The following is a 20,538-nucleotide window of genomic DNA, read 5'->3' on the forward strand; positions in this document are numbered from 1 at the left end:
CACCGGACGGATTCCCCCCATTTCCATCGGACCGCGGCGCCCTTGTTCAGGTGCCGCCTCCGTCAAACAGAAGGTCGATGATGACTTCACTCTCCATGCAGTCCGCAGGGCTCGGCGAGCTCGGTGAGCGGACGCTCCGCAAGGTTCGCCGCCGCGTTATGCCGCTGATCGTCCTGCTCTACTTCGTTGCCTACCTTGACCGCAACAACGTGGGCTTCGCCAAACTCACCATGAGCGAGGACATCGGCCTCAGCGCTGCTGCCTACGGGCTTGGTGCCGGCATCTTCTTCCTCGGCTATGCCTTGCTGGAGGTTCCGAGCAACGCCGGCATGTACCGCTTCGGTGCACGCAAGTGGCTCGCCCGGATCCTCATCACCTGGGGCATCTTCGCCACGGCCATGTGCCTGGTCAACGGTGAAAGCACTTACTACATCATCCGGTTCCTGCTGGGTGCGGCAGAGGCCGGGTTCTTCCCCGCCATCCTGTTCTACCTGACCCTGTGGTTCCCGGCCGCGCAGCGCGTCACGGTCTTGGGCATCTTCATCCTGGCCCAGCCCGTGTCCAACGCGCTCGGCGCTCCGGTGTCCGGACTGCTGCTGCAGATGGACGGAATTCTTGGCCTGCACGGCTGGCAGTGGCTCTACATCATCGAAGGCATCCCCGCGATCCTGCTGGGCCTGCTGACACCGATCCTCATGACCGACCGCCCGCGCGACGCCAAGTGGCTCAATACTGACGAGCGCGAATGGCTCGCCACCACCATGGATGCCGAACTGGCCGCAAAATCCAAGGGCGGAAACCACAACTTCCTGGCCGGCCTGAAGGACAAGCGCACACTGGTGTACTCGGCCCTGTACTTCGGCCTGGTCTGTGGCATCTACGGCCTTGGCCTCTGGATGCCCACCATTGTTGCCGCCCTCGGCAAGTTCTCCACCGCCGAAGTGGGATTCATTGTCTTCATTCCCTACGCCATCGCCGCGGTCTTTGTGTATTTCTGGAGCAAGCGGGCGGACCGGACCGGCAAGCGCGCCTGGCACACCGCCGTCAGCATGGTTCTGGCCGGCATGGGCCTGCTGGCAGCCGGGTACCTGCTCCCGGTCAACCCCATCCTTGCCCTGATCGCACTGACCGCCTCGGCCATGGGGATCTACGGTGCCATCGCCCCGTTCCTGTCCATGCCGTCCGCGGCACTCACCGGCGCAGCGGCTGCATCCGGGCTGGCCCTGGTCAACTCGCTCGGCAACCTGGGCGGTTTCGTAGCCCCCTACGCGGTCGGCATGCTCAAGGACGCCACGGGCAACAACCAGAGCGGCCTGCTGTTCCTGTCCTTCTGCCTGTGCGTCACCGCGGTGGCCACCTACCTTTACGCCCGGAAGAGGCCTGAAGGTGATGCTGCCCTGGATCCCGCAGTGGCTGCTGCCGCTGCCGTGAATGCAGCAAAAGCCCGCTCCTGACCGACCGACCATCGACCTGACACCCGACGAAAGACACATCATGACAATCACCCCTTTTCCCGCCGAACGCACCGTCGTACTGACCGGGGCAGCCTCCGCCCGCGGCATCGGCCGGGCGGCCGCGGACCGGATGGCCAGCGAAGGCTGGTCCATCGCGATCCTGGACATCAACGCGGAAGACGCCAAGGCTGCGGCCGCCGAAATCGGCTCCAACCGTGCGGTCAAGGCCATCGGCGTGGGCGCTGATGTTTCCGACGCCGCCTCAGTGGACCGTGCCATCAGCGAAATCGAAGATTCCCTGCCGCCGATCGTCGCCCTCGCGAACCTTGCGGGCATCAGCTCGCCGACGACGTTCATGCAGACCACCGTGGAGGAGTGGGACAAGGTTTTCGCCATCAACATGCGCGGAACCTTCATCGTCTCCCAGCGCGTGCTCAAGGGCATGATCGAGCGCAAGCTCGGGCGCATCGTGAGCATCTCCTCAATCTCCGCCCAGCGCGGCGGCGGTACGTACTCCAAGGTTGCGTACAGTGCGTCGAAGGCCGGAATCATCGGCTTCACCCGTGCGCTTGCCCGTGAAGTGGGAGAGTTCGGCGTCACCGTCAACGCGATTGCACCGGGTCCCATCGACACTGACATCATGGGTGGCACCCTGTCCGAGGAACGTAAGGCCCAGATGTCCGAGGGCATCATGATGGGGCGGGTGGGCAGCCGTGAGGAAGTCGCGGCTCTGATCTCCTTCCTTCTCGGCCAGGATTCCGGCTACATCACCGCTGCCACGTACGACATCAACGGCGGCCTCCAGGTCTCCTGATCCGCCGCTGAAAATGCCCCGGCAGGAGTGCCCCCGGTGAATTTCACCGGGGGCACTCCTGTGTGTTTGTTGCGGACTAGGCTGACAGCATGAACGCCGCCCGCAGTCTCAGTCCCAGCCCCAGAACGCTTGAGGTTGAAAGCCTGGACAGCTTCGACCGGCTGGTTAAGGCGGGGGTCCGCAGCATGCAGGGCTGGCACGCCCAGTCCCTGGACCTTCGCGGCCGCTCCGCGCCGCTGCAAGCCATGGAGGCACAGGGTGCCATCTTCCTCGGCTGCACGTTCGACGACGGTGTGGAGGATACGCTTCGCGGCCGGGGTGCGCTCATCTTCCCCAAGCTGGTCAGCGTGCCCTTCAATCCTTACCGCGGGCAGCTCTACTCACCGCAGGAGCTCTACTCCGGGCCGGCCGGCGGGCGGTACGAATCAACACTGGACGCCCGGATCTACCAGTGGAGCATCCGGCCCGGCCAGCGCCACCGGCTGGATGCCACGCTCGCCGCAGCCCTGCATGACCACTCGATCGGTGACGCCCTGGATGAGCTGACTCGCTCGGAGTTAAGCCGCGGCCGCCCGATGGTGGGCGTGATGGGCGGCCACACCGCGATGCGAGGAACACCGGCATTCGAGGAGGCCGCCCTCGCCGGGAGGCTCCTTGCCGGAAGCGGCCGCGTGGTGGCCACCGGCGGCGGGCCGGGCGCCATGGAGGCAGCCAACATGGGTGCCTACCTCAGCGAACTGCCGGATGCGGACTTCCACGCAGCGCTGGCGCAGCTCGAAGCCGTACCGGGGTTCCGGCCCTCGGTGTCCGCATGGGCGCGGACGGCGGCCGCCGTCGTCGAACGCTATCCGGACGGGACGCCGTCGCTCGGGGTTCCCACCTGGTTCTACGGTCACGAGCCGCCCAACTATTTCGCCACCCACATCGCCAAGTATTTCGCCAACGCCATCCGGGAGGCGATCCTGCTGGAGCTGTGCGACGGCGGTGTGATCTTCCTGCCGGGGTCCGCCGGCACCCTGCAGGAAATCTTCCAGGACGCCTGCGAAAACTACTACGGTGCCTCGGAAACCATCACGCCCATGGTCCTCGTGGGAATCGAGCACTGGCAGCGCCGGTATCCCGCCTGGCCGCTGCTGCAAAGCCTGGCCGCGGGCAAGGCGATGGCGGACAGGATCTTCCTGGTGGAGACGGTGGAGGAAGCGCTCGACGTCGTGTCGGGCTAGCGGCGGCCGGCTAGCGGATCCGGGCCTACAGGTCCTTGCGGCAGGTGGTCTTGCCCAGCTGGTACAGGCCGTTGAGGTCGCCCGCGGCAAGGCCGTCCGGGGTGCCGATCTCCGGGTACATCAGCTGCCGGGGGTCATCGACGTGTTCGAGCCCCATGACGTGGGACAGCTCGTGCAGGATCACGGCGGTGGCGTAGGCGGAGCCTTGCGGCCGCTCGAGTTCCCCGGCGATCTGCGGGGCGTCGAGGTCCAGGCTGCCGGTGACGAAGGTCTTCGCGCCGCCGTCGAAACTGTAGTGGGTGCTGCCGCCGATGCCGATCACCTTGCCCTTTAGCTTGGGGGAGGCCTCCGGAGTGGTCCATGCGATGAGGAGCGGCGCCCATCGCTCCCCGTACGTCTCTGGCTGGTAGGGGTCCCGGTCCTCGGAGGGGCTTTCGGTGGAGGGCCCGTCGTTGATGAACCTGATCCCTGTGGCACGGGAAATCGTGCCGACGGCGTCTTCCACCAGGGTTTCCGCGCCAGCCGGCGCCAGCCCGGCATTGACGACGTAGTGCAGCGGGCGGCACGGCGAGTAGCCCACGGGCGTGCCGTCGTCGTTCGTGGCCAGGAATTCAAAGGAATCACTTGGCGAGGCAGGCTCTTCCGCGGCGAGAAGCGGCGAGTCCGCTTCTTCCAAACCGGGGGGAGGCGCGTCCGAGCTGACTCCCTCGGCGGCGGTTCCGGGCTGCTGGGCGGCAGCCTGTCCGTTGGGGACGGTGCTGTTCCGGGGCTGGAAGAGCCCCACGAAGCGGGGGTCGCCGTAGAACAACCCGGCTGCCGTGAAGGCGGCGGCGGCGATCACGGCGGTGAGTGCCGCTGTCCGGAGGATGCGGGCCAAGGTTCCCGGCCCGCCGGCATGCCGTGGCCGGCGTTGTTCCGGCCGCGGACCCTCCACTAGGCGACCACCGCGCCAAAGGCCATCCCGAGGAGGTAGGTGACGGCGGCCGCACCAATGCCGATGGCGAGTTGCCGGAAGCCGCGGCTGGTCGGCGACGTCCCGGACAGGAGGCCGACGACGCCGCCCGTCACCAGGAGCGCGATGCCCACCATGACGGCGGAAACCACCAGCGCCACGACGCCGGTCATGCCGAGAAGGAAGGGGATGATGGGAATGATGGCGCCGGAGGCGAAGAAGCAGAAGCTTGACGCAGCTGCACTCCATGCGGTGCCCACTGCTTCGTGCTGGTCGTGGGCTTCAGGGCGTTCGGGCTGGAGTGACAGGCTGGGATCGCAGTCGCAGCTCAGCAGGCCCATGCGTTCCGCGACGCGGTGTTCGGCGGCTTCCCGGGACATCCCACGGGCCAGGTACACCAGCAGCAGCTCGTTGTGCTCGATGTCCAGCCGCGGAGCCGCGGAGAGGGTGATCTGGGTGGGCCGCGTTGCGGCCAGCAGTTCCCGCTGGGAACGGACGGAGATGAATTCGCCCGCACCCATGGACAGGGCGCCGGCAAGGAGGCCCGCCACGCCGCTCAGGAGTACCACCTGGCTGCCGACGCCGGACGCGGCCATGCCCATCACCAGGGAAAGGTTGCTGACCAGGCCGTCGTTGGCTCCGAACACGGCGGCCCGGAAGGATCCGGCCAGCCGGTTCCGGCCGCGGGTGGCGAGACCGCGGACGACTTCCTCGTGGATCTGTTCGTCCGCCACCATGGCGGGCGTCGCGGTAGGGTCCGAGGCGTAAGGGGAGCGGCCCTCGGCGCGTTGGGCCAGCGCCAGGACGAACACCGAACCGAAGTGGCGGGCCAGGAATCCCAGCAGCTGGCTGCGCAGGGACGCCTGCCGCGGCTTCCCGGCGTGGTCGCCGAGGAGCCGGAGCCAGTGGGCTTCATGGCGACCCTCGGCCTCGGCGAGGGCAAGGAGGATGTCCCGTTCCTCGCCGCGGCGGTTCTGGGCGAGGTCACGGTAGACGCGGGCCTCGGCGCGTTCATCGGCGAGGTACTGGCGCCACCGTTTGACGTCGGCCGGGCTGGGGGCGGTCCCTGCGGGTGCGGCGACGGTGGTTTCTGCGGGTCCGGCGCCGGTGGTTTCTGCGGGTCCGGCGCCTGCGCTGCCGGCTGTGGTTTCGGGGACGCTTGCTGCCGGCTTGTCGGCGCGAGGGGCATGACTGCGGTCAGATTTAGCGTGCTGAGACACGAACACTCCTGGGCTTGATAGGGCATGAATCGGCCCCATTGCAGCTCCAGCCTACCGCGGATTTCCGCGGATTTTCGGCCGGTGTTCCTCACCGGTAAGTTTAGGCGGGCCTCAAATCGGGCTGAGGCCGGTGCCTTCGGCTGCGGGCATTGGAGGCGTGGAACAGACCGGCAACGGACCGCCTATTGACCGCGACGAATGCCGGTGTTGTGATGATTGCCAGGGCAGGTGCTTCCGTAGCCCGGCACCTGGCCGCACAACCAGACACGGAGGTTTGCACCATGGACACCACCGGATCACACCCCACCCAGCCGGAACGGGACACCCTCGAATCCGATCCCGCCTACGACTTTGCCGAGGACGCTCCCGTCGACGACGCCGGGGAGAGCGAGGAAGAGGAGCTGTTCGAGGAGGCCGACCGGCTTGTTCCCCTGGGCGCGGAGGATTTCCTCGGCGACGAGAAGCCCGTGGTGCCGTTGGCGGAGGAAGAATTCCGTGAGCCCGGGGAAGCCGAATAGGTCGTTTCCGCCCTCAACGCACGACGGCGGTGCCTCCCCGCGCTGGGAGGCACCGCCGTCGTGCGTTCTTCCGCAGTACTAGCTGACCGGAACCGGAACCTGTTCTTCTTCAGGGACGGTGCCGGCAACGCGGTCCTGCCAGTTCTTCATGACCTTGGGGTCGGTCGGCCTGGTAGCCAGGGACACCACGAGGTACACCAGGGCCGAGGCAATCAGGCCGTAATAGATCGGCTCGTTGGCGTAGATGCCGTCAAGTGGCGCCGCGGCGTTGATCTCAAGGTAGATCATGGTGCCGAGCGTGATGACCGAACCGACGGCCATCGAAGCTGCCGCGGCAACGCCCGTGCCCCGCTTCCAGACCAGGCCGCCGAGGATTGCCACCAGGAGGCCGCCCACCAGGATGTCGTAGGCGATGGTCAGGGCCGCCACGACGTCCTTGGTGACGATGGCGATGAGGATGGCCACGATGCCCAGGCCCAGGACCCACATGCGGTTGGCCTTGACGTCGTGCTCGGGGTTGTCGGTGTCGTCGGTGTTGATGTCCTTGCCGAACCAACTGGCCACGAAGGGCAGGACATCGGCGCGGGCCACTGTTGCTGCTGCGATAAGCGCACCTGAGGCGGTGGACATCATGGCCGCGACGGCCGCTGCGAGCACCAGGCCGCCGATGCCGATGGGGAGCAGGTTCTGGGCCACTTCTGCGTAGACAACGTCTTTGCCCGCAGCGGCCACGTCGATTTCCGGGAGCGCCACGCGTGCGCCCAGGCCGATCAGGGCGCCGGCTGCGCCGTACAGGATGCAGTAAACGCCGGCTGTTGCGCCGCCCCAGCGTGCAACCGTGGGGGTCTTGGCGGTGAAAACGCGCTGCCAGATGTCCTGGCCGATCAGCAGACCCAGGGTGTAGACCACGAAGTAGGTGATGATGGTCTGGATCCCGATGCCGTCGATCTGGAAGAAGCTGTCCTCCACGCGACTGCGGATCCCGTCCAGGCCGCCAGCGGCGTTGAGCGTGAACGGCAGCATCAGGAAGAAGATTCCCACCGTCTTGATCACGAACTGGACCTGGTCGGCGAGCGTGATGGACCACATGCCGCCGATGGTGGAGTACACCAGGACGATCGCGCCGCCGATGGCGATGGCCAGGGCACGGTCCCACCCGAACAGCACCACAAAAATGGTGGCGTAGGCGCCGGTTGAGGTGGCGCACAACATGAGCGTGTAGGCCAGCATGACGATGCCGGACGTCTGGGTGGCCCGGCTGCCATACCGGAGCGTCAGCATCTGGGACACCGTATAGATCTTCAGCTTCTGGATGGTGCCTGCAAAGAGCAGGCTCAGCAGCAGTACGCCGGCGCCGATGGCCACCACGAGCCACATGCCGGAGATGCCGAACTTGTAGCCGAGGCCTACGCCGCCCACCGTTGAGGCTCCGCCGAGCACGACGGCCGCCATGGTCCCGGTGTAAAGGAAGGGGCCCAGCCTGCGGCCGGCCACCAGGAAGTCGCTGTTGTTCTTTGTGCGGGATTTGCCCCACCAGCCGAAGGCCAGCATGGCGATCAGGTACACCACCACAATGGCGATGTTGACGAAGTTTGCGTCCATTTAATGGGCTCCTTGGAGCGGGTCGGCAGCAGGGCGGGAATTCGCGGCAAGAACGTGGGCCACGCCGGAATTCCGCTGCTATAGAGCGGGGATGCAGGGGGAGATCCCTGCTGGTGACAGGCTGACTGTCCCAGTGTTTGCCTACGAATTGCCTAATAGACAACACTTGTTGCCCCAAAGGTTATGCTGTGATCCGCGTAACAGTCAAGGCGGATTGACACCATGGTCCGTTCGGGCGTCACAAGGTAGGTATCCCGCTAGTATGGCTCCAGCAATGGGGCCGTGCGGCCGGCTGCGAAAGGTTCGTAAATGAAGGCTCTACCAGTTGAACCGAGCAACATACCGGTTGCCATCGGTTCGCGCATCCGCGCTGCCCGCCAGTCTCAGCGGCTCACCATTGAACAGGTCGCGGACGCGACGGGTCTCACCAAGGGATTCCTCAGCAGGGTGGAACGCGACCTGACGTCACCGTCGGTGGCTTCCCTGGTGACCCTGTGCCAGGTCCTGTCGATCTCCATCGGAGACCTGTTTGCCGCACCCGAAACCCACCTCACGAAGAAAGACGAGGGACCCCGGATTTCGCTGGGCGGCGAAGGCATCATCGAGCGCCTGCTGACCGCCCGCTCGGAACGCCGCGTCCAGATCATCCAGGCCGTGATCGAACCGCGCGGCCGCGGCGAATCCGAACTCTACGCCGTGGACTGCGACGTCGACGTCCTCCATGTGATCAAGGGCCGCATCCGGCTGATCCTGACCAACGAGGAATACGAACTCAGCACTGGCGACACCGTGACGTTCCCCGGCCGGGAACCGCACACGTGGATCAATCCCACGGACGACGCCGTCGAGGTGCTCTGGGTGCTGGTCCCCGCCGCCAGCCGCTGACGCAGAGTGCCGCCGGCGGGGCCGGGGCCGGCCTCAGCCCGGGCCTGCCGGGTCTCAACCCACGTGGACCCAGGGCCGGCGCGTGACGTCCGGCTCCGCCTCGCGCAGCACTTCCCGCGTGACGGGGGCGATCTCACCCTCGCCGAAGAGCAGGAACCGCGTCAGGTTGGTAAGCGGATTGCCCTCGGTCCAGCGGAAGTAGATGTGCGGCATCAGGCCGGTGACATCGCGGAGGTGCAGCAGGACGGCTGCCAGTGTGTTGGGCACGTTGTTGCTGTGGACTTCAAGGATGCGGAAGCCGTGCCGGATCTTCCCCGTGACCAGGAGCTCCTGTTCGAAGTCCGAGCTGTCGTCGACCAGGATTTCGATGAAGATGGCATCGCTGTCCACGGGCAGGTGGTTCGCGAGTTCGGCGTGCTCCAGCTTGGCCCGGTATCGGGCGGCGCTGAGGCGTTTGGGCTCATGCGCGATCAGCCGGATGGGCCCCTCTTCGCTGGCGGCCATGAATTCCAGGGCGCGTTCGTCCAGCCGGATGTGGGTGGCGCGCAGCTCGAAGGACCGCCGGACGCGCGACGCGAAGCTGACCATCACAATGCCCAGGATGAACATGGCCGCGATCTTCAGGCCGTCGGGGCGTTCCACCACGTTCGCCACTGTGGTGTAAAGGAAGACGACGGCGATCGCGCCGAAAGCGACCGTGCGGCCGCGTTGCTGCTTGCGCCGGGCGGACAACGTGACGGCGATGGACGCGGACGTCATCAGCACCAGCACGCCGGTGGCGTAGGCACCGCCCTGGGCCTCGACGTCGGCCTCGAACACCACCGTGATGAGAAAGGCGACGGCGGTGAACACCAGTACCAGCGGCCGCACCGCCCGGGTCCATGCCGGCGCCATGCCAAAGCGCGGAAGGTAGCGCGGCACCAGGTTGAGCAGGCCAGCCATCGCGGAGGCCCCGGCGAACCAGAGGATGGCGATGGTGCTGAGGTCGTATACAGTCCCGAATCCGTCGCCCAGGTATTGGTGCGCCAGGAATGCCAGAGCCCGGCCGTTGGCCTTGCCTCCCGGCTGGAACTCGCCTGCCGGGATGAGGAACGTGGTGATGAAGCTGGACGCGATGAGGAACGCGCTCATGATCAGGGCGGCCGTGGTCAGGAGCTTGTGCGCGCCGCGGATCCGGCCGGTCGGCTTCGCCTCGGTGTCGTCGGGGCTGCCCTGGATCTGCGGCATGACGGCCACGCCCGTTTCGAAGCCGGAAAGTCCCAGTGCCAGTTTGGGGAACACCAGCAGGGCGATGCCGATCATCACGAGCGGGTTGCCGTGCTGCTGGTTGAGGGCGGCCCACCAGTCCGTCACCACGTGGGCTTCGCTGTACACATGCGCGAGGCCCACCAGCACCACCACCGCGTTGAGCAGCAGGAACACTGCCACCAGGACAACGGCCACGTTGATGGCTTCCTTGAAGCCGCGGAGGAACACGATGCCCAGGCCCGCAATCAACGCCAGCGTAATGGCCACTTCCTGGCCGTGCAGGAAGGCCGGGGCAAACGGGTTTTCGATGGCGTGCGCACTGGCATCCGCGGCAGAGAGCGTCATGGTGATCATGAAGTCAGTTGCCGCGAAACCCAGAAGCGCCAGGACAAACAGCTTGCCGCCCCAGCGCGGCAGGAGCCGTTCGAGCATGGCGATGGAGCCCTCACCGCGAGGACTCTCCGAAGCCACCCTGCGGTACACCGGTAGGGCGCCGAGGAGCGTAACTGCCACCAGGACCACGGTGGCCAGCGGCGAGACCATGCCTGCGGCGAGCGCGGCAATGGCCGGCTGGTATCCCAGCGTGGAAAAATAGTCGACGCCCGTCAGGCACATGACCTTCCACCAGGGCTGGGGCGTATGGTTCGCCTGCGGCTGGCCGTGCGGCCCCTGGCGTTTCCCGGATCCCTCGGGCATGCCCTCCAGCAGCCAGCTCCTGAGCTTGTGGGGCTTGCGGTTGTACCTGTCCGAAGGGTCGGCGGGCGGCCTGGTCAGCGTGGTCACGGTATCCTTTCGCGCAGCGTTCCTTCGGCCGTGGGGGCCTGGTGTGCTGCTCCTGTTGGGAGCGTAGGCCCGGGGAAGCGTGCGGGATGGCTCCTTTAACGAAACCTTTACGGCTCGTGTGACCGCCGTCACCGTCTGGTGAGATGTACGTCACATTTTGGAAACCTGCCGGAAACCCGGAATTCATCCCCGGCGCCGCTGTTTAACACGCCGGAAAAACATCTCGGCCCTGGCGGAAACACCGCCGTTGTAGCGTCGGATAACGAGCGGCTGTGGAGCCCCAATAAGCTGTCGATGCTCAGTGGCTGTCTCGTTGTTTTGAATGGTCTCGTTTTGAATGGTCTCGCCGTAGTTGGCGCCCAGGAGCGCCACTTCCAGAGGAAGGCTCCCAAAATGAACATCTCTCTACTCAACGTGGGCATGGCAGTGGACCCCACAGCGCTGGACCCCGGCGCCACGGCATGGATGCTGGCGGCGTCCGCCCTGGTCCTGCTGATGACTCCCGGCCTGGCGTTCTTCTACGGGGGCCTCGTGCGGATGAAATCCGTCCTGAATATCATGATGATGAGCTTTGGCGCCATGGGTGTTGTTGCCGTGGTCTGGGCGCTGTGGGGCTACGGGCTGGCCTTCGGCCCCGACACGATGGCCGGACTCGTCGGGGATCCGTTTGCCAACCCCGGGCTGAGCGGACTGACCAGCAGCATCGGCGGCAAAGCGCCGGGCCTCCCGGACATGGTGTTCATCGGGTTCCAGGCCACATTCGCCATCATCACCGTCGCGCTGATCAGCGGCGCCGTGGCCGAGCGTGTCAGGTTCGGACCCTGGCTGCTGTTTGCTGCCTTGTGGGTGACCCTCGTCTACGCCCCGATCGCGCACTGGGTCTGGGGCGGCGGCCTCTTCGGCGCCACCGGCATCGTGGGCAGCAAGATCTCGGCGCTCGACTTCGCCGGCGGAACCGTCGTGCACATGAACGCCGGCATCGCCGGGCTGATGCTCGCCGTCGTGCTCGGAAAACGCCTTGGATTCATGAAAGATCCCAACATCCGTCCGCACAACCTGCCGTTCGTGATGCTCGGCGCCGGTCTCCTGTGGTTTGGCTGGTTTGGCTTCAACGCGGGCTCTGAACTCGCTGCCGATGCCACCGCGGGCCTGGCCTGGACCAACACCCTGCTGGCCACAAGTGCGGCGCTCCTGGGCTGGCTGCTCGTCGAGCGGCTCCGGGACGGCCATGCCACCTCCCTTGGTGCCGCCTCGGGAGCCGTGGCGGGCCTGGTTGCCGTGACTCCGGCTTGCGGCTTCGTCGACCCTGTCGGTGCCATCCTGATCGGGGCGGTGGCCGGAGTGCTCTGTGCGCTCGCGGTGGGCCTCAAGTTCCGGATCGGCCTCGACGACTCCCTTGACGTGGTGGCCGTCCACTTTGTTGGCGGGCTGTGGGGGACGCTCTCGCTGGGATTCTTCGCGGTGCCGTCGGCCAAGACCGAGGGCGGGCTCTTCTACGGCGGGGGCCTGGCACAGTTCTGGCCCCAGTTCCTCACTGCGGTGATTGTCACGGCCTGGAGCGCCATCATGACCACACTGATCGGATACGCCATCCATAAGACGATGGGCATGCGCGTGACCGAAGCCAGCGAGCGGTCCGGCATCGACGTCACCGAGCACGCCGAAACCGCCTACGAGCTGCTGATGGTGGGGGGAACCTTCCACCCCGGCGAACACCACGCCAAGGCCGCACCTGGCGGCGTGGACCCCGCAACGGAGATTCCGGCCGAAGTCCCGGGGGCTGTCCCGGTGGCCAGCCAGGCCGAGCGGGGCCGGGTGCGGACGTGAAACTCATTACGGCCATCGTCAGGCCGGAAAAGGTCGAGACGGTCCGTGCTGCCCTGGAAGGGTTCGGCGTCAGTGGCCTGACCGTCAGCCAGGCCAGCGGCTACGGGCAGCAGCGCGGCCATGTGGAGGTCTACCGCGGAACCGAATACAACTCGGACCTGCTGCCAAAGGTCCGGGTGGAAGTCCTGGTGACCGAGGACGCCATGGACGGTGTCATGGCGGCGATCGAGGCGGGCGCCAGTACCGGCCGGTTCGGCGACGGCAAGATCTGGACAGTCTCCGTTTCCGACGCCGTCCGGGTGCGGACGGGGGAGCGGGGCGCGTCCGCCATCGACTGATGCGCTGCTTGGATTGGTAAACACTTGATGCACAATAGGAAACTAGCGTGTATGATGGGTGTCACACTACCGATCCATCCTCGAAGGAGAGGCGTTCCTTTGGAAGAGCTGCGCATCGAGGCCAACGGCAACCTTGGCCCCATCGATTCATCCCGCATCCCCCGCTATGCAGGGGCCGCAACCTACGCCCGCCTGCCGCGGCTGGACCAGGTGGCCAAGGCGGACATCACGGTGGTGGGAGTGCCCTTCGATTCCGGCGTCTCCTACCGCCCGGGTGCCCGCTTCGGCGCCAACCATGTCCGCGAGGCCAGCCGCCTGCTGCGCCCCTACAACCCCGCTTGGGACGTCAGCCCCTTCGAGAACGTCCAGGTGGCGGACGCCGGCGACATGGCCGTCAACCCGTTCAACATCAACGAGGCGATCGAAACCATCCAGCAGAACGCCCTCGACCTGACGGCCGGCGGCAGCAAGCTTGTGACCCTTGGCGGGGACCACACCATTGCGCTGCCGCTGCTGCGGGCCGCTGCCGAGCGCGCCGGCGAGCCTGTGGCGATGCTGCACTTCGATGCCCACTTGGACACCTGGGACACCTACTTTGGCGCAGAATACACCCACGGCACGCCGTTCCGCCGCGCGGTCGAGGAAGGCATCCTGGACACCGAGGCGATCAGCCACATCGGAACCCGCGGCCCGCTGTACGGCAAGAAGGACCTCGACGATGACCACCGCTTCGGCTTCGGCATCGTGACGTCCGCGGATGTTTACTATCAGGGCGTCCTGGAGACGGTGGCCAAGGTCCGGGACCGGATCGGCAACCGTCCGCTGTACATCTCCGTTGACATCGACGTCCTGGACCCCGCGCACGCACCGGGCACGGGCACACCGGAGGCCGGCGGCATCACCAGCCGGGAACTGCTGGAGATCATCCGCGGCTTCCGCGGCATGAACCTCGTGGGTGCGGACATTGTTGAAGTGGCTCCGGCCTACGACCACGCAGAAATCACCGGGGTGGCTGCCAGCCATGTCGCCTACGAACTGGTCACCCTCATGGCGGATTCCGCCGTCGAAGGCGACAGGTTCGGCGCGGCCAACGGCTATGCCGCCCAGACCCTCGGGCAGGAGAAGAGGCACCAGGCCGGTTTTGCGGCCGCCGCTGCCCAGCCCGCAGGAATCATCCGTCCGGCCGTCGAGGAGTTCTCCAAGTGATCGATTTCGATCCGGGTGCGGCCGCTGCTCCGGCAGGAGCAAATGCAGGAACCGGCGTCCGCAACGGCGGGGATCTCGTCGTCGAAACCCTCGAAGCGCTGGGCGCGAAGACGGTCTTCGGCATCCCGGGCCAGCACGCGCTGGGCCTCTTTGATGCGATGGGCCGGGGAAACCTGCACTTCGTCTCCTCCCGGGTGGAAAACAATTCCGCGTTCGCGGCCGACGGCTACTCCCGCGCCACGGGTGAGGTGGGCGTGCTGTTCCTGTCCACCGGGCCCGGTGCCTTGACGTCCCTGGCCGGGCTACAGGAAGCCTACGCCACGGGTGTGCCCATGGTGGTGGTGGCCAGCCAGATTCCGCTGGACGGCCTGGGCGCGCGCCGCAAGGGCATGCTGCACCAGCTCGATGACCAGAAGGCCTCGGCCGCCAATGTCACCAAGAGCCAGCGGCTGATCCAACACGCCTCCGGCATCCCCTCAGCCATCCAGGACGCCTGGACCGAGGCGATTTCCTCCCCGCAGGGCCCTGTCTGGCTGGAGATCCCGCAGAACGTCCTGCTGGATCCCATCATGGTCCCGCCGGTTGAAGATGCCCTCGCCGAAGCGGCGGACAACCCGCCGCGTGTGGAGCTGGTTCGTGAGGCAGTGAAATGGCTGTCGACGGCGGAACGTCCGGCGATCATCGCCGGCGGCGGCACGCGCCGCGGCCGGGCCGAGAAGCCGCTGCTGTCCATCGCGGAAAAGCTGCGCGCACCGGTGATCTGCACCCCCGGCGGCAACGGCGCCTTCCCGTGGAACCACGAGCTGTCGCTTCAGTCCTGGATCGAGGACCGCTACATGACGGACCTGCTCGAGGACGCGGACGTGCTGATCGTCATCGGCTCCTCCCTCGGCGAAGTCACGTCCAACTACTTCACCTTCGAGCCGCGCGGCCGGATCATCCAGATCGACGCCGAACCGCGGGTCCTGGAGTCCAACCGGCCCGGCTTGGGCATCCGTGCCGACGCCGGACAGGCCCTGGCTGCGCTGGATGCCGCGCTCACCGAGCCGCACGGGGAACGGGCCGACTGGCATGGCACCTCACCGGAGGCGCTGGTCAAGGAATCCCTGGCCAAGGTTAAGGCGAGGCTGGAGTCCCAGGACCTCGGCAAGGAACTGAAATTCATGGCGGACATTCGCGAGGCCGTCCCCGCGGACATGCAGACCTTCTGGGACATGACCATCTCCGCGTACTGGGCCTGGAGCTGCTGGGACGCCCGCGAGGGGCAGTTCCACTCCGCCCAGGGCGCCGGCGGGCTGGGCTTCGGCTTCCCTTCGGCCATCGGCGGGGCCGTGGGGCTGGAAACCACGGGAAAGCCCGGACGTGTCCTGGCCGTCTCCGGTGACGGTTCGGCCATGTACTCCATTTCCGAACTGGCCACGGCCAAGCAGCACAACGTCCCGGTCACCTGGCTCATCGTGGACGACGGCGGTTACGGCATCCTGCGCGAATACATGGTGGGCGCCTTCGGCAAGGCCACCGCAACGGAACTGGCCCGGCCCGACTTCGTCAAACTCGCGGAAGCGTTCGGTGTCCCGGGCGTCCGGGTGGCGCCGGAGAACGTGGGGGACGCACTGAAAGCGGGCTTCGCCGCGGACGGCCCCAACGTCGTCGTCGTCGAAACCCTGCTCAAGATGTTCGGCCCCACTCACATGGGCGTCTAACAGCCGCCCTCAACAACTGAACACCCGCCCGCTACGACAAAGCGCGAGCGGACACTTGAGGCCCCCTTTCCATCAGGATCGGGGGCCTCAACTGTCCGCTCGCGCTAGTGGTTTAAGGCGCCCATCACGCCGGGCCGCCCCCCGCTGCCCGCTGGTTAGTTTCCCAAAGCAACCATTTTCCTATATAGTTGCCTAGGGCAAGCAAAGGGGTTATTCGCATGGCAGTCGCACCAGAAACCGCAGCCGATCTCGTCTACCAGATCTTCGACCTCCAGCGGGCTGTCCGCTGCGTTGCGATCTCAAGCACGCGCGGGCGGGACACCGGGGTGGCGCTCCAGGGCGTCCTGCGGTTCGTGGGGGAGGGGGAGTCCCGGGCCACGAAGCTTGCCGCGAGACTCGGCGTCAGCGCTCCCGTCCTGAGCAGGCACATCGCCGATCTGGAAGAGCAGGGCCTGGTGGTCCGCCGTCCGGATCCGGAGGACGGCCGTGCCCAACTGGTGGCGCTCTCAGAGGCGGGGGAGGGCAAGCTGCACGAGATAGAACAGCAACGCACAGCAACCCTTCAGGGCTATCTGCAGGACTGGAGCCAGTCCGACGCCGAGGAGACCGCGAAAATCCTGAAAAAACTTGCTGAATCCCTCAAGGACTCAGCCCGGGCAACGACGGCCGGATCCACCGAAACCATTCCCACCGTTTAAGGAGCTGCACATGGCCAGCCACACTACAGCCACCGGTCCGTCCCGGGCCCAGTCAACGACACCACCGCAGCCATCCGCACCTGCGCCCCAGGCGGCGATGAGCCACCGCCAGATCATGGAGGCCCTCACCGGGCTGCTGGCCGCATTCTTCACCGCCATCATCAGCAGCACCATCGTAGCCAACGCGCTGCCCACCATCATGTCCGAGCTCAAGGGCACCCAGACGGACTTCGCCTGGGTCATCACGGCGGCACTGCTGGCCAACGCGGCCACCACACCGATCTGGGGAAAGCTCGCCGACCTCTTCGACAAGAAACTGCTCGTCCAGCTGAGCATTGTGATCTTCGTGGCCGGTTCCGTCATGGCGGGCCTGTCGGAAACGATCCCGCTCCTGCTGACCGCCCGAGTCATCCAGGGTGTCGCCATGGGCGGCCTGACTGCCCTGGCGCAGGCCATTATCGGCTCCATCATCCCGCCCCGTGACCGCGGTAAGTACTCCGGTTACATGGGCGGAGTGATGGCAGTGGGTACCGCCGGCGGCCCGCTGCTCGGCGGATTCATCGTGGACAGCCCGCTCGGCTGGCGCTGGACCTTCTTCGTCTGCGTTCCTTTGGCCGTCATCGCCCTGATCTTGCTGCAGATCACGCTGAAGCTTCCCCACGTCAAACGCCACGCCAAGATCGACTGGCTTGGTTCCATCCTGCTCACTTCCGGCGTCAGCCTCCTCCTGATCTGGGTGTCCTTCGCCGGCAACCCGGACTACTACGACTGGTGGTCCTGGCAGACAGCGGCCATGGTGGGCGGCGGCGTGCTGCTCCTGGCCCTCCTCGTCGTCGTGGAATCCAGGGTGGAACAGCCCATCATCCCGCTCAAGATCATCAGCGAACGCACCACGGCCCTGGCCATCCTGGCCTCCGTCGCAGTGGGCGTCGGCATGTTCGGATCCTCCGCCTTCCTGGGCCAGTACTTCCAGGTGGCCCGCGGGGCCACACCCACCGAAGCCGGCCTGCTGACACTGCCCATGATCGCCGGCAACCTTATCGGTTCGGTCCTGTCGGGCCAGCTGATCAGCCGGACCGGCAAATGGAAGCGCTACCTGGTTGCGGGTTCCATCCTGTTGATCGGCGGCCTGGGACTGGCCGGCACTATCGACCACACCACCGAACTCTGGCTGACCGGCCTCTACACCGCTGTCCTGGGCCTCGGCCTCGGCCTGCTGATGCAGAACCTCGTGCTGGCAGTGCAGAACACCGTCCGCGCCACGGACATCGGGACCGCCAGTGCCTCCGTCGCGTTCTTCCGCTCGGTGGGCGGCGCGATCGGCGTGTCCGTGCTGGGCGCCGTCCTGGCCAACCGGGTCAAGGAACTGGCTGCCGAAGGCCTCGCAGCAGCCGGGATTCCGGTTACAGGCGGATCAGCCGGTGCCAGCATGGATCTTCAGGACATGCCCGCCCCGATCCGGGACATCATGCGGGCAGCCTACGGTGACGCGACGGCCGAGATCTTCCTGATCTCCGCGGCCATCGGCATCATTGCCCTCGTAGCCATCCTGTTCATCAAGGAACAGCCGCTGCGCCGCACCGTGGATATCGTGCCAGCAACCGCGGCCGGCGCCACGGGGAACAATGCCCCCGCGGCCACCGCCGAGCCGGTCACAGCAGGCGGGTCCGGCATCGTGGATCTGGACCGGGAGTTCATCGAGGTCCTGAGCAGGCAGCGCGCGCACGAATCACGGTTCCCCGAAGCCGCGCGCATGGACCGGGACGTTACCGGCGACGAGCACGGTACCCGCGGCGGCGACATCCCCGCTGCGGGCAGGGAAGGCTCCCGGGCCCGTTCCCGGACCATGGTGGCGGACCGGCGGCCCGAAGCTGCCGACGTCGTGCCGCTCCTCCTGCAGACCCAGCAGCTGCTGGCGGAGCAGCAGCTCCAGCTGGCAGAGGCATTGCGGGCCGTTCGCGAACAGTCGGCGGAGCAGCGTGAGATCGCGGCCGAACAGTCACGCATCAGCGAGCAACTCACCACCCTGCGGCGCCAGCTTGCCAAGGAACGGAAGCTGCAACGGGCGGCGGCGGACTACATCGCAACGCACGGGCGGCACCGGACCGAGTAACAGGACCCAATAACGTACGACGGCGACGGCGGCTGAGTGCCGCCGTCGCCGTTGCGATGTAGTCCTCAGGGCTCCGGGACCGGGGAGGCGACCACCACTACGTTCTTTCCCCAGGGGTCTTCGGTGTAGCAGCTGATGAGGACGAGGCGGTTGGGGAAGCCGGTCCAGATGGGGCTGTCCTTCAGGCTCGACTTCACGTAGGTATCCACCGAATCCACCCGGTACCGCATGGTTCCCGTTGCTGTGGTGACTTCCAGGATGTCCCCCGGGGTGCTCGAAGCGCTGAGCCGGTTGAACGGAGCGTCGCGGCCCTCCCAGCTGTGTCCGAGGATGTAGGTGCTGTTGGTGGACCCGGCGCCGGGCATGCCGAAGTTTGTCACCCAGTATCCGTCCACGGTGATCGGCGGCACGATCGCCTGGGATTCCAGTTCCTCCGGCGCCGGCGTGAGCGGATGGATGGTGACGTCCAGCCCGGCAGCGGGATACACGATCCGCGTGGGCGCAGCGGCCGGTGGATAGTTGGGAACGCTCGGCGTGGGCTGCTGTGCTGCGGGCGCAACCGCCGGGGATTTCTTGCCCGCGACGGCCGCCGAGCCCTTGCCGCTCCAAGCGAACGTATCCGGCGGGACGGCATCACGCGGGGTGGCGGACCGTGAATACGGGGCAGCTTCCAGGTGGAGTCCGGTCCCGCTCCCGCTGGAAGAGTTCCCGGCGCTTACGATGCCCGGCAGGAACGTCAGGGCGAAGAAGGCCAGAACGCCGGCGAGCAGCAGCAGCCGGTCGCCACGGTTGAGTGAAAGGCGCTTCAGGAAAGGCAGCTTGCGGGCCAGGCGGCTGAGCCGCCAGCCTTCGAAGGAACGGCGCTCGCCGGCCTCCGGGGTAGGGGTCCGGCTCTCGCCCGACTCCTGGGCAGCGGTCCGGCTACCCAGGGGCGGGCTGTCTGAGGGCTTGTGGCCGGGGAAGGACATCTGGACTCCTCCAGGGAGAGTGGCGTGGACGGGCATCGCACCGTGATGGCGGATGCCCGTCCGCACCGCAGGATCGGACCTACTTGGATCCGGGCACGTCCTGCAGGCGTCCCCGCTGCCGCAGGGCAATCAGCCCCGTTGCTCCAAGGAGTGCAGCCAGGCCGCCGAACCAGGCCGGCATTCCGGCGTCGGGCTGGCTTCCGGCCGCGGTCTGGGCGTTGAAACCGCGGTTGACCACGGGTACTACTGCTGCTGCCGCCCCGACCGGTGCCGCTGCAGCTCCCGTGGGAGTCTGTGCCGGCGGAGTTACAGCAGGTGGTGTCACTCCCGGCGGTGTCACGACCGGCGGGACGACAACGGGCGGGACAACCACCGGCGGAGTCTCTGGCTTTTCTTCCTCTTCCTCTTCCTCTGCGACGCAACCACCGGCCGGGACCGGGTAGATGTCGGCGCGGCCGTTGTGTCCGTCCTTGTGGCCGTTCCACCAGGCCTTTTCCGGAATCGTGATGACGACGTACGGGTTCTTTTCGGATCCCGTGGCGTGGCAAATGGTGACCTTGTCCGGGCCATGGCCCGAGTCGTCGTCATCATCATCCTTGCCTCCGCCCGGGCAACCGTACGCCGGTGCAGGAATCAGGTCGCCTTCATGCGAAGCATGGCCACCATTTCCGTTGAGCGCGTTTTCGCTGACAGTGATGTGAACGTACGGGTTCGTTTCGGAGCCCGTTGCGTGGCAAATGCTGACTTTTTTGTCGTTGTCATCGCCCTTGTCGCCGGCATTTGCCGGAGCCGTGACGCCTATTAACGCAATGCCTGCAATTCCGGCAGTTGCGAGGATTCTCTTCATGGGATTCTCCATCTGGATCATTTTGGACTGACCAGACTGCGGGAGCGGGAGGCCCATGGAGGAGCCGACCGTTGTTCGTAGATGCCCAGTCCACCTGCGACTCTCCTGCAGAGTTGTCAACTATCTGACCACTTCACGC

17 protein-coding genes are annotated in these 20,538 nt (G+C 66.4%); 11 read left to right on the forward strand and 6 right to left on the reverse strand.

The window, feature by feature from the left end:
- The first annotated feature begins 77 nt into the window (after positions 1-77).
- From ASF98_RS04010 to ASF98_RS04020, 3 genes are all read left to right on the forward strand, one after another.
- Positions 78-1,454 carry an MFS transporter gene (locus ASF98_RS04010; RefSeq protein ID WP_436056771.1) on the forward strand — a complete coding sequence of 459 codons (1,377 nt, stop codon included), beginning with the start codon at positions 78-80 and terminating at the stop codon, positions 1,452-1,454.
- A 40-nt stretch (positions 1,455-1,494) separates the two neighbouring features.
- A complete protein-coding gene (locus ASF98_RS04015) occupies positions 1,495-2,268 on the forward strand; it encodes an SDR family NAD(P)-dependent oxidoreductase (protein WP_055797884.1) in 774 nt (257 codons plus the stop codon).
- Positions 2,269-2,357: 89 nt separating this feature from the next.
- On the forward strand, positions 2,358-3,491 hold the full coding sequence (locus ASF98_RS04020) for an LOG family protein (RefSeq protein WP_055797738.1): 1,134 nt from the start codon (positions 2,358-2,360) through the stop codon (positions 3,489-3,491).
- A 25-nt stretch (positions 3,492-3,516) separates the two neighbouring features.
- Here ASF98_RS04020 and ASF98_RS04025 read toward each other — a convergent pair whose 3' ends face one another.
- Both ASF98_RS04025 and ASF98_RS04030 read right to left on the reverse strand, forming a co-directional pair.
- Positions 3,517-4,368, reverse strand: a complete 852-nt coding sequence (locus ASF98_RS04025; protein ID WP_055797740.1) for a matrixin family metalloprotease — start codon at positions 4,366-4,368, stop codon at positions 3,517-3,519.
- Positions 4,369-4,424: 56 nt separating this feature from the next.
- Positions 4,425-5,663 (reverse strand): VIT1/CCC1 transporter family protein, encoded by a 1,239-nt coding sequence (locus ASF98_RS04030; protein WP_055797744.1) that lies wholly within the window; start codon positions 5,661-5,663, stop codon positions 4,425-4,427.
- Positions 5,664-5,944: 281 nt separating this feature from the next.
- Here ASF98_RS04030 and ASF98_RS04035 point away from each other — a divergent pair, with 281 nt between their 5' ends.
- Complete coding sequence (locus tag ASF98_RS04035; RefSeq protein WP_028272062.1) at positions 5,945-6,181, forward strand: hypothetical protein; 237 nt, start codon at positions 5,945-5,947, stop codon at positions 6,179-6,181.
- Positions 6,182-6,259: 78 nt separating this feature from the next.
- Here the strand turns inward: ASF98_RS04035 and ASF98_RS04040 are convergent, their stop codons facing one another.
- Complete coding sequence (locus ASF98_RS04040; RefSeq protein ID WP_055797746.1) at positions 6,260-7,783, reverse strand: sodium:solute symporter; 1,524 nt, start codon at positions 7,781-7,783, stop codon at positions 6,260-6,262.
- Between the two features lie 309 nt (positions 7,784-8,092).
- Here ASF98_RS04040 and ASF98_RS04045 point away from each other — a divergent pair, with 309 nt between their 5' ends.
- A complete protein-coding gene (locus tag ASF98_RS04045) occupies positions 8,093-8,668 on the forward strand; it encodes a helix-turn-helix domain-containing protein (protein ID WP_028272064.1) in 576 nt (191 codons plus the stop codon).
- A 54-nt stretch (positions 8,669-8,722) separates the two neighbouring features.
- Here the strand turns inward: ASF98_RS04045 and ASF98_RS04050 are convergent, their stop codons facing one another.
- A complete protein-coding gene (locus ASF98_RS04050) occupies positions 8,723-10,699 on the reverse strand; it encodes an APC family permease (RefSeq protein ID WP_055797749.1) in 1,977 nt (658 codons plus the stop codon).
- 393 nt (positions 10,700-11,092) lie between these two features.
- Here ASF98_RS04050 and ASF98_RS04055 point away from each other — a divergent pair, with 393 nt between their 5' ends.
- The 6 genes from ASF98_RS04055 (at position 11,093) to ASF98_RS04080 (ending at position 18,584) form a co-directional block, all read left to right on the forward strand.
- On the forward strand, positions 11,093-12,526 hold the full coding sequence (locus ASF98_RS04055; RefSeq protein ID WP_055797758.1) for an ammonium transporter: 1,434 nt from the start codon (positions 11,093-11,095) through the stop codon (positions 12,524-12,526).
- Entirely contained in the window at positions 12,523-12,864 is a 342-nt protein-coding gene (locus tag ASF98_RS04060) for a P-II family nitrogen regulator (RefSeq protein ID WP_055797761.1), read from the forward strand. The genes ASF98_RS04055 and ASF98_RS04060 overlap by 4 nt, the downstream gene beginning before the upstream one ends.
- Before the next feature lie 99 nt (positions 12,865-12,963).
- The gene (gene speB / locus ASF98_RS04065; RefSeq protein WP_055797764.1) at positions 12,964-14,070 is read left to right on the forward strand and encodes an agmatinase; all 1,107 of its coding nucleotides are present in this window, start codon (positions 12,964-12,966) and stop codon (positions 14,068-14,070) included.
- Positions 14,067-15,773, forward strand: a complete 1,707-nt coding sequence (locus ASF98_RS04070) for a thiamine pyrophosphate-binding protein (RefSeq protein ID WP_055797766.1) — start codon at positions 14,067-14,069, stop codon at positions 15,771-15,773. Before speB ends, ASF98_RS04070 begins: the two co-directional genes overlap by 4 nt.
- A 218-nt stretch (positions 15,774-15,991) precedes the next feature.
- Complete coding sequence (locus ASF98_RS04075) at positions 15,992-16,471, forward strand: MarR family winged helix-turn-helix transcriptional regulator (RefSeq protein WP_055797769.1); 480 nt, start codon at positions 15,992-15,994, stop codon at positions 16,469-16,471.
- Positions 16,472-16,568: 97 nt separating this feature from the next.
- A complete protein-coding gene (locus ASF98_RS04080; protein WP_235505602.1) occupies positions 16,569-18,584 on the forward strand; it encodes an MFS transporter in 2,016 nt (671 codons plus the stop codon).
- Between the two features lie 65 nt (positions 18,585-18,649).
- Here ASF98_RS04080 and ASF98_RS04085 read toward each other — a convergent pair whose 3' ends face one another.
- Together ASF98_RS04085 and ASF98_RS24395 are read right to left on the reverse strand one after the other, a co-directional pair.
- Entirely contained in the window at positions 18,650-19,552 is a 903-nt protein-coding gene (locus ASF98_RS04085; protein ID WP_082506697.1) for a class F sortase, read from the reverse strand.
- Positions 19,553-19,631: 79 nt separating this feature from the next.
- Positions 19,632-20,399, reverse strand: coding sequence for a hypothetical protein (locus tag ASF98_RS24395; protein WP_162242321.1), 768 nt, complete (start codon positions 20,397-20,399; stop codon positions 19,632-19,634).
- Positions 20,400-20,538 lie beyond the last annotated feature (139 nt).

Source organism: Arthrobacter sp. Leaf337, from assembly GCF_001423745.1.
Taxonomy (GTDB): domain Bacteria; phylum Actinomycetota; class Actinomycetes; order Actinomycetales; family Micrococcaceae; genus Arthrobacter.

What these genes read in the sequence shown, in the direction of transcription:
- ASF98_RS04010 (WP_436056771.1), top strand. Translation starts at nt 78, where the DNA reads ATGATGACTTCACTCTCCATGCAGTCCGCAGGGCTCGGCGAGCTCGGT.
- ASF98_RS04015 (WP_055797884.1), top strand. Translation starts at nt 1,495, where the DNA reads ATGACAATCACCCCTTTTCCCGCCGAACGCACCGTCGTACTGACCGGG.
- ASF98_RS04020 (WP_055797738.1), top strand. Translation starts at nt 2,358, where the DNA reads ATGAACGCCGCCCGCAGTCTCAGTCCCAGCCCCAGAACGCTTGAGGTT.
- ASF98_RS04035 (WP_028272062.1), top strand. Translation starts at nt 5,945, where the DNA reads ATGGACACCACCGGATCACACCCCACCCAGCCGGAACGGGACACCCTC.
- ASF98_RS04040 (WP_055797746.1), bottom strand. Translation starts at nt 7,783, where the DNA reads ATGGACGCAAACTTCGTCAACATCGCCATTGTGGTGGTGTACCTGATC.
- ASF98_RS04045 (WP_028272064.1), top strand. Translation starts at nt 8,093, where the DNA reads ATGAAGGCTCTACCAGTTGAACCGAGCAACATACCGGTTGCCATCGGT.
- ASF98_RS04055 (WP_055797758.1), top strand. Translation starts at nt 11,093, where the DNA reads ATGAACATCTCTCTACTCAACGTGGGCATGGCAGTGGACCCCACAGCG.
- ASF98_RS04075 (WP_055797769.1), top strand. Translation starts at nt 15,992, where the DNA reads ATGGCAGTCGCACCAGAAACCGCAGCCGATCTCGTCTACCAGATCTTC.
- ASF98_RS04080 (WP_235505602.1), top strand. Translation starts at nt 16,569, where the DNA reads ATGAGCCACCGCCAGATCATGGAGGCCCTCACCGGGCTGCTGGCCGCA.
- ASF98_RS04085 (WP_082506697.1), bottom strand. Translation starts at nt 19,552, where the DNA reads ATGTCCTTCCCCGGCCACAAGCCCTCAGACAGCCCGCCCCTGGGTAGC.
- ASF98_RS24395 (WP_162242321.1), bottom strand. Translation starts at nt 20,399, where the DNA reads ATGAAGAGAATCCTCGCAACTGCCGGAATTGCAGGCATTGCGTTAATA.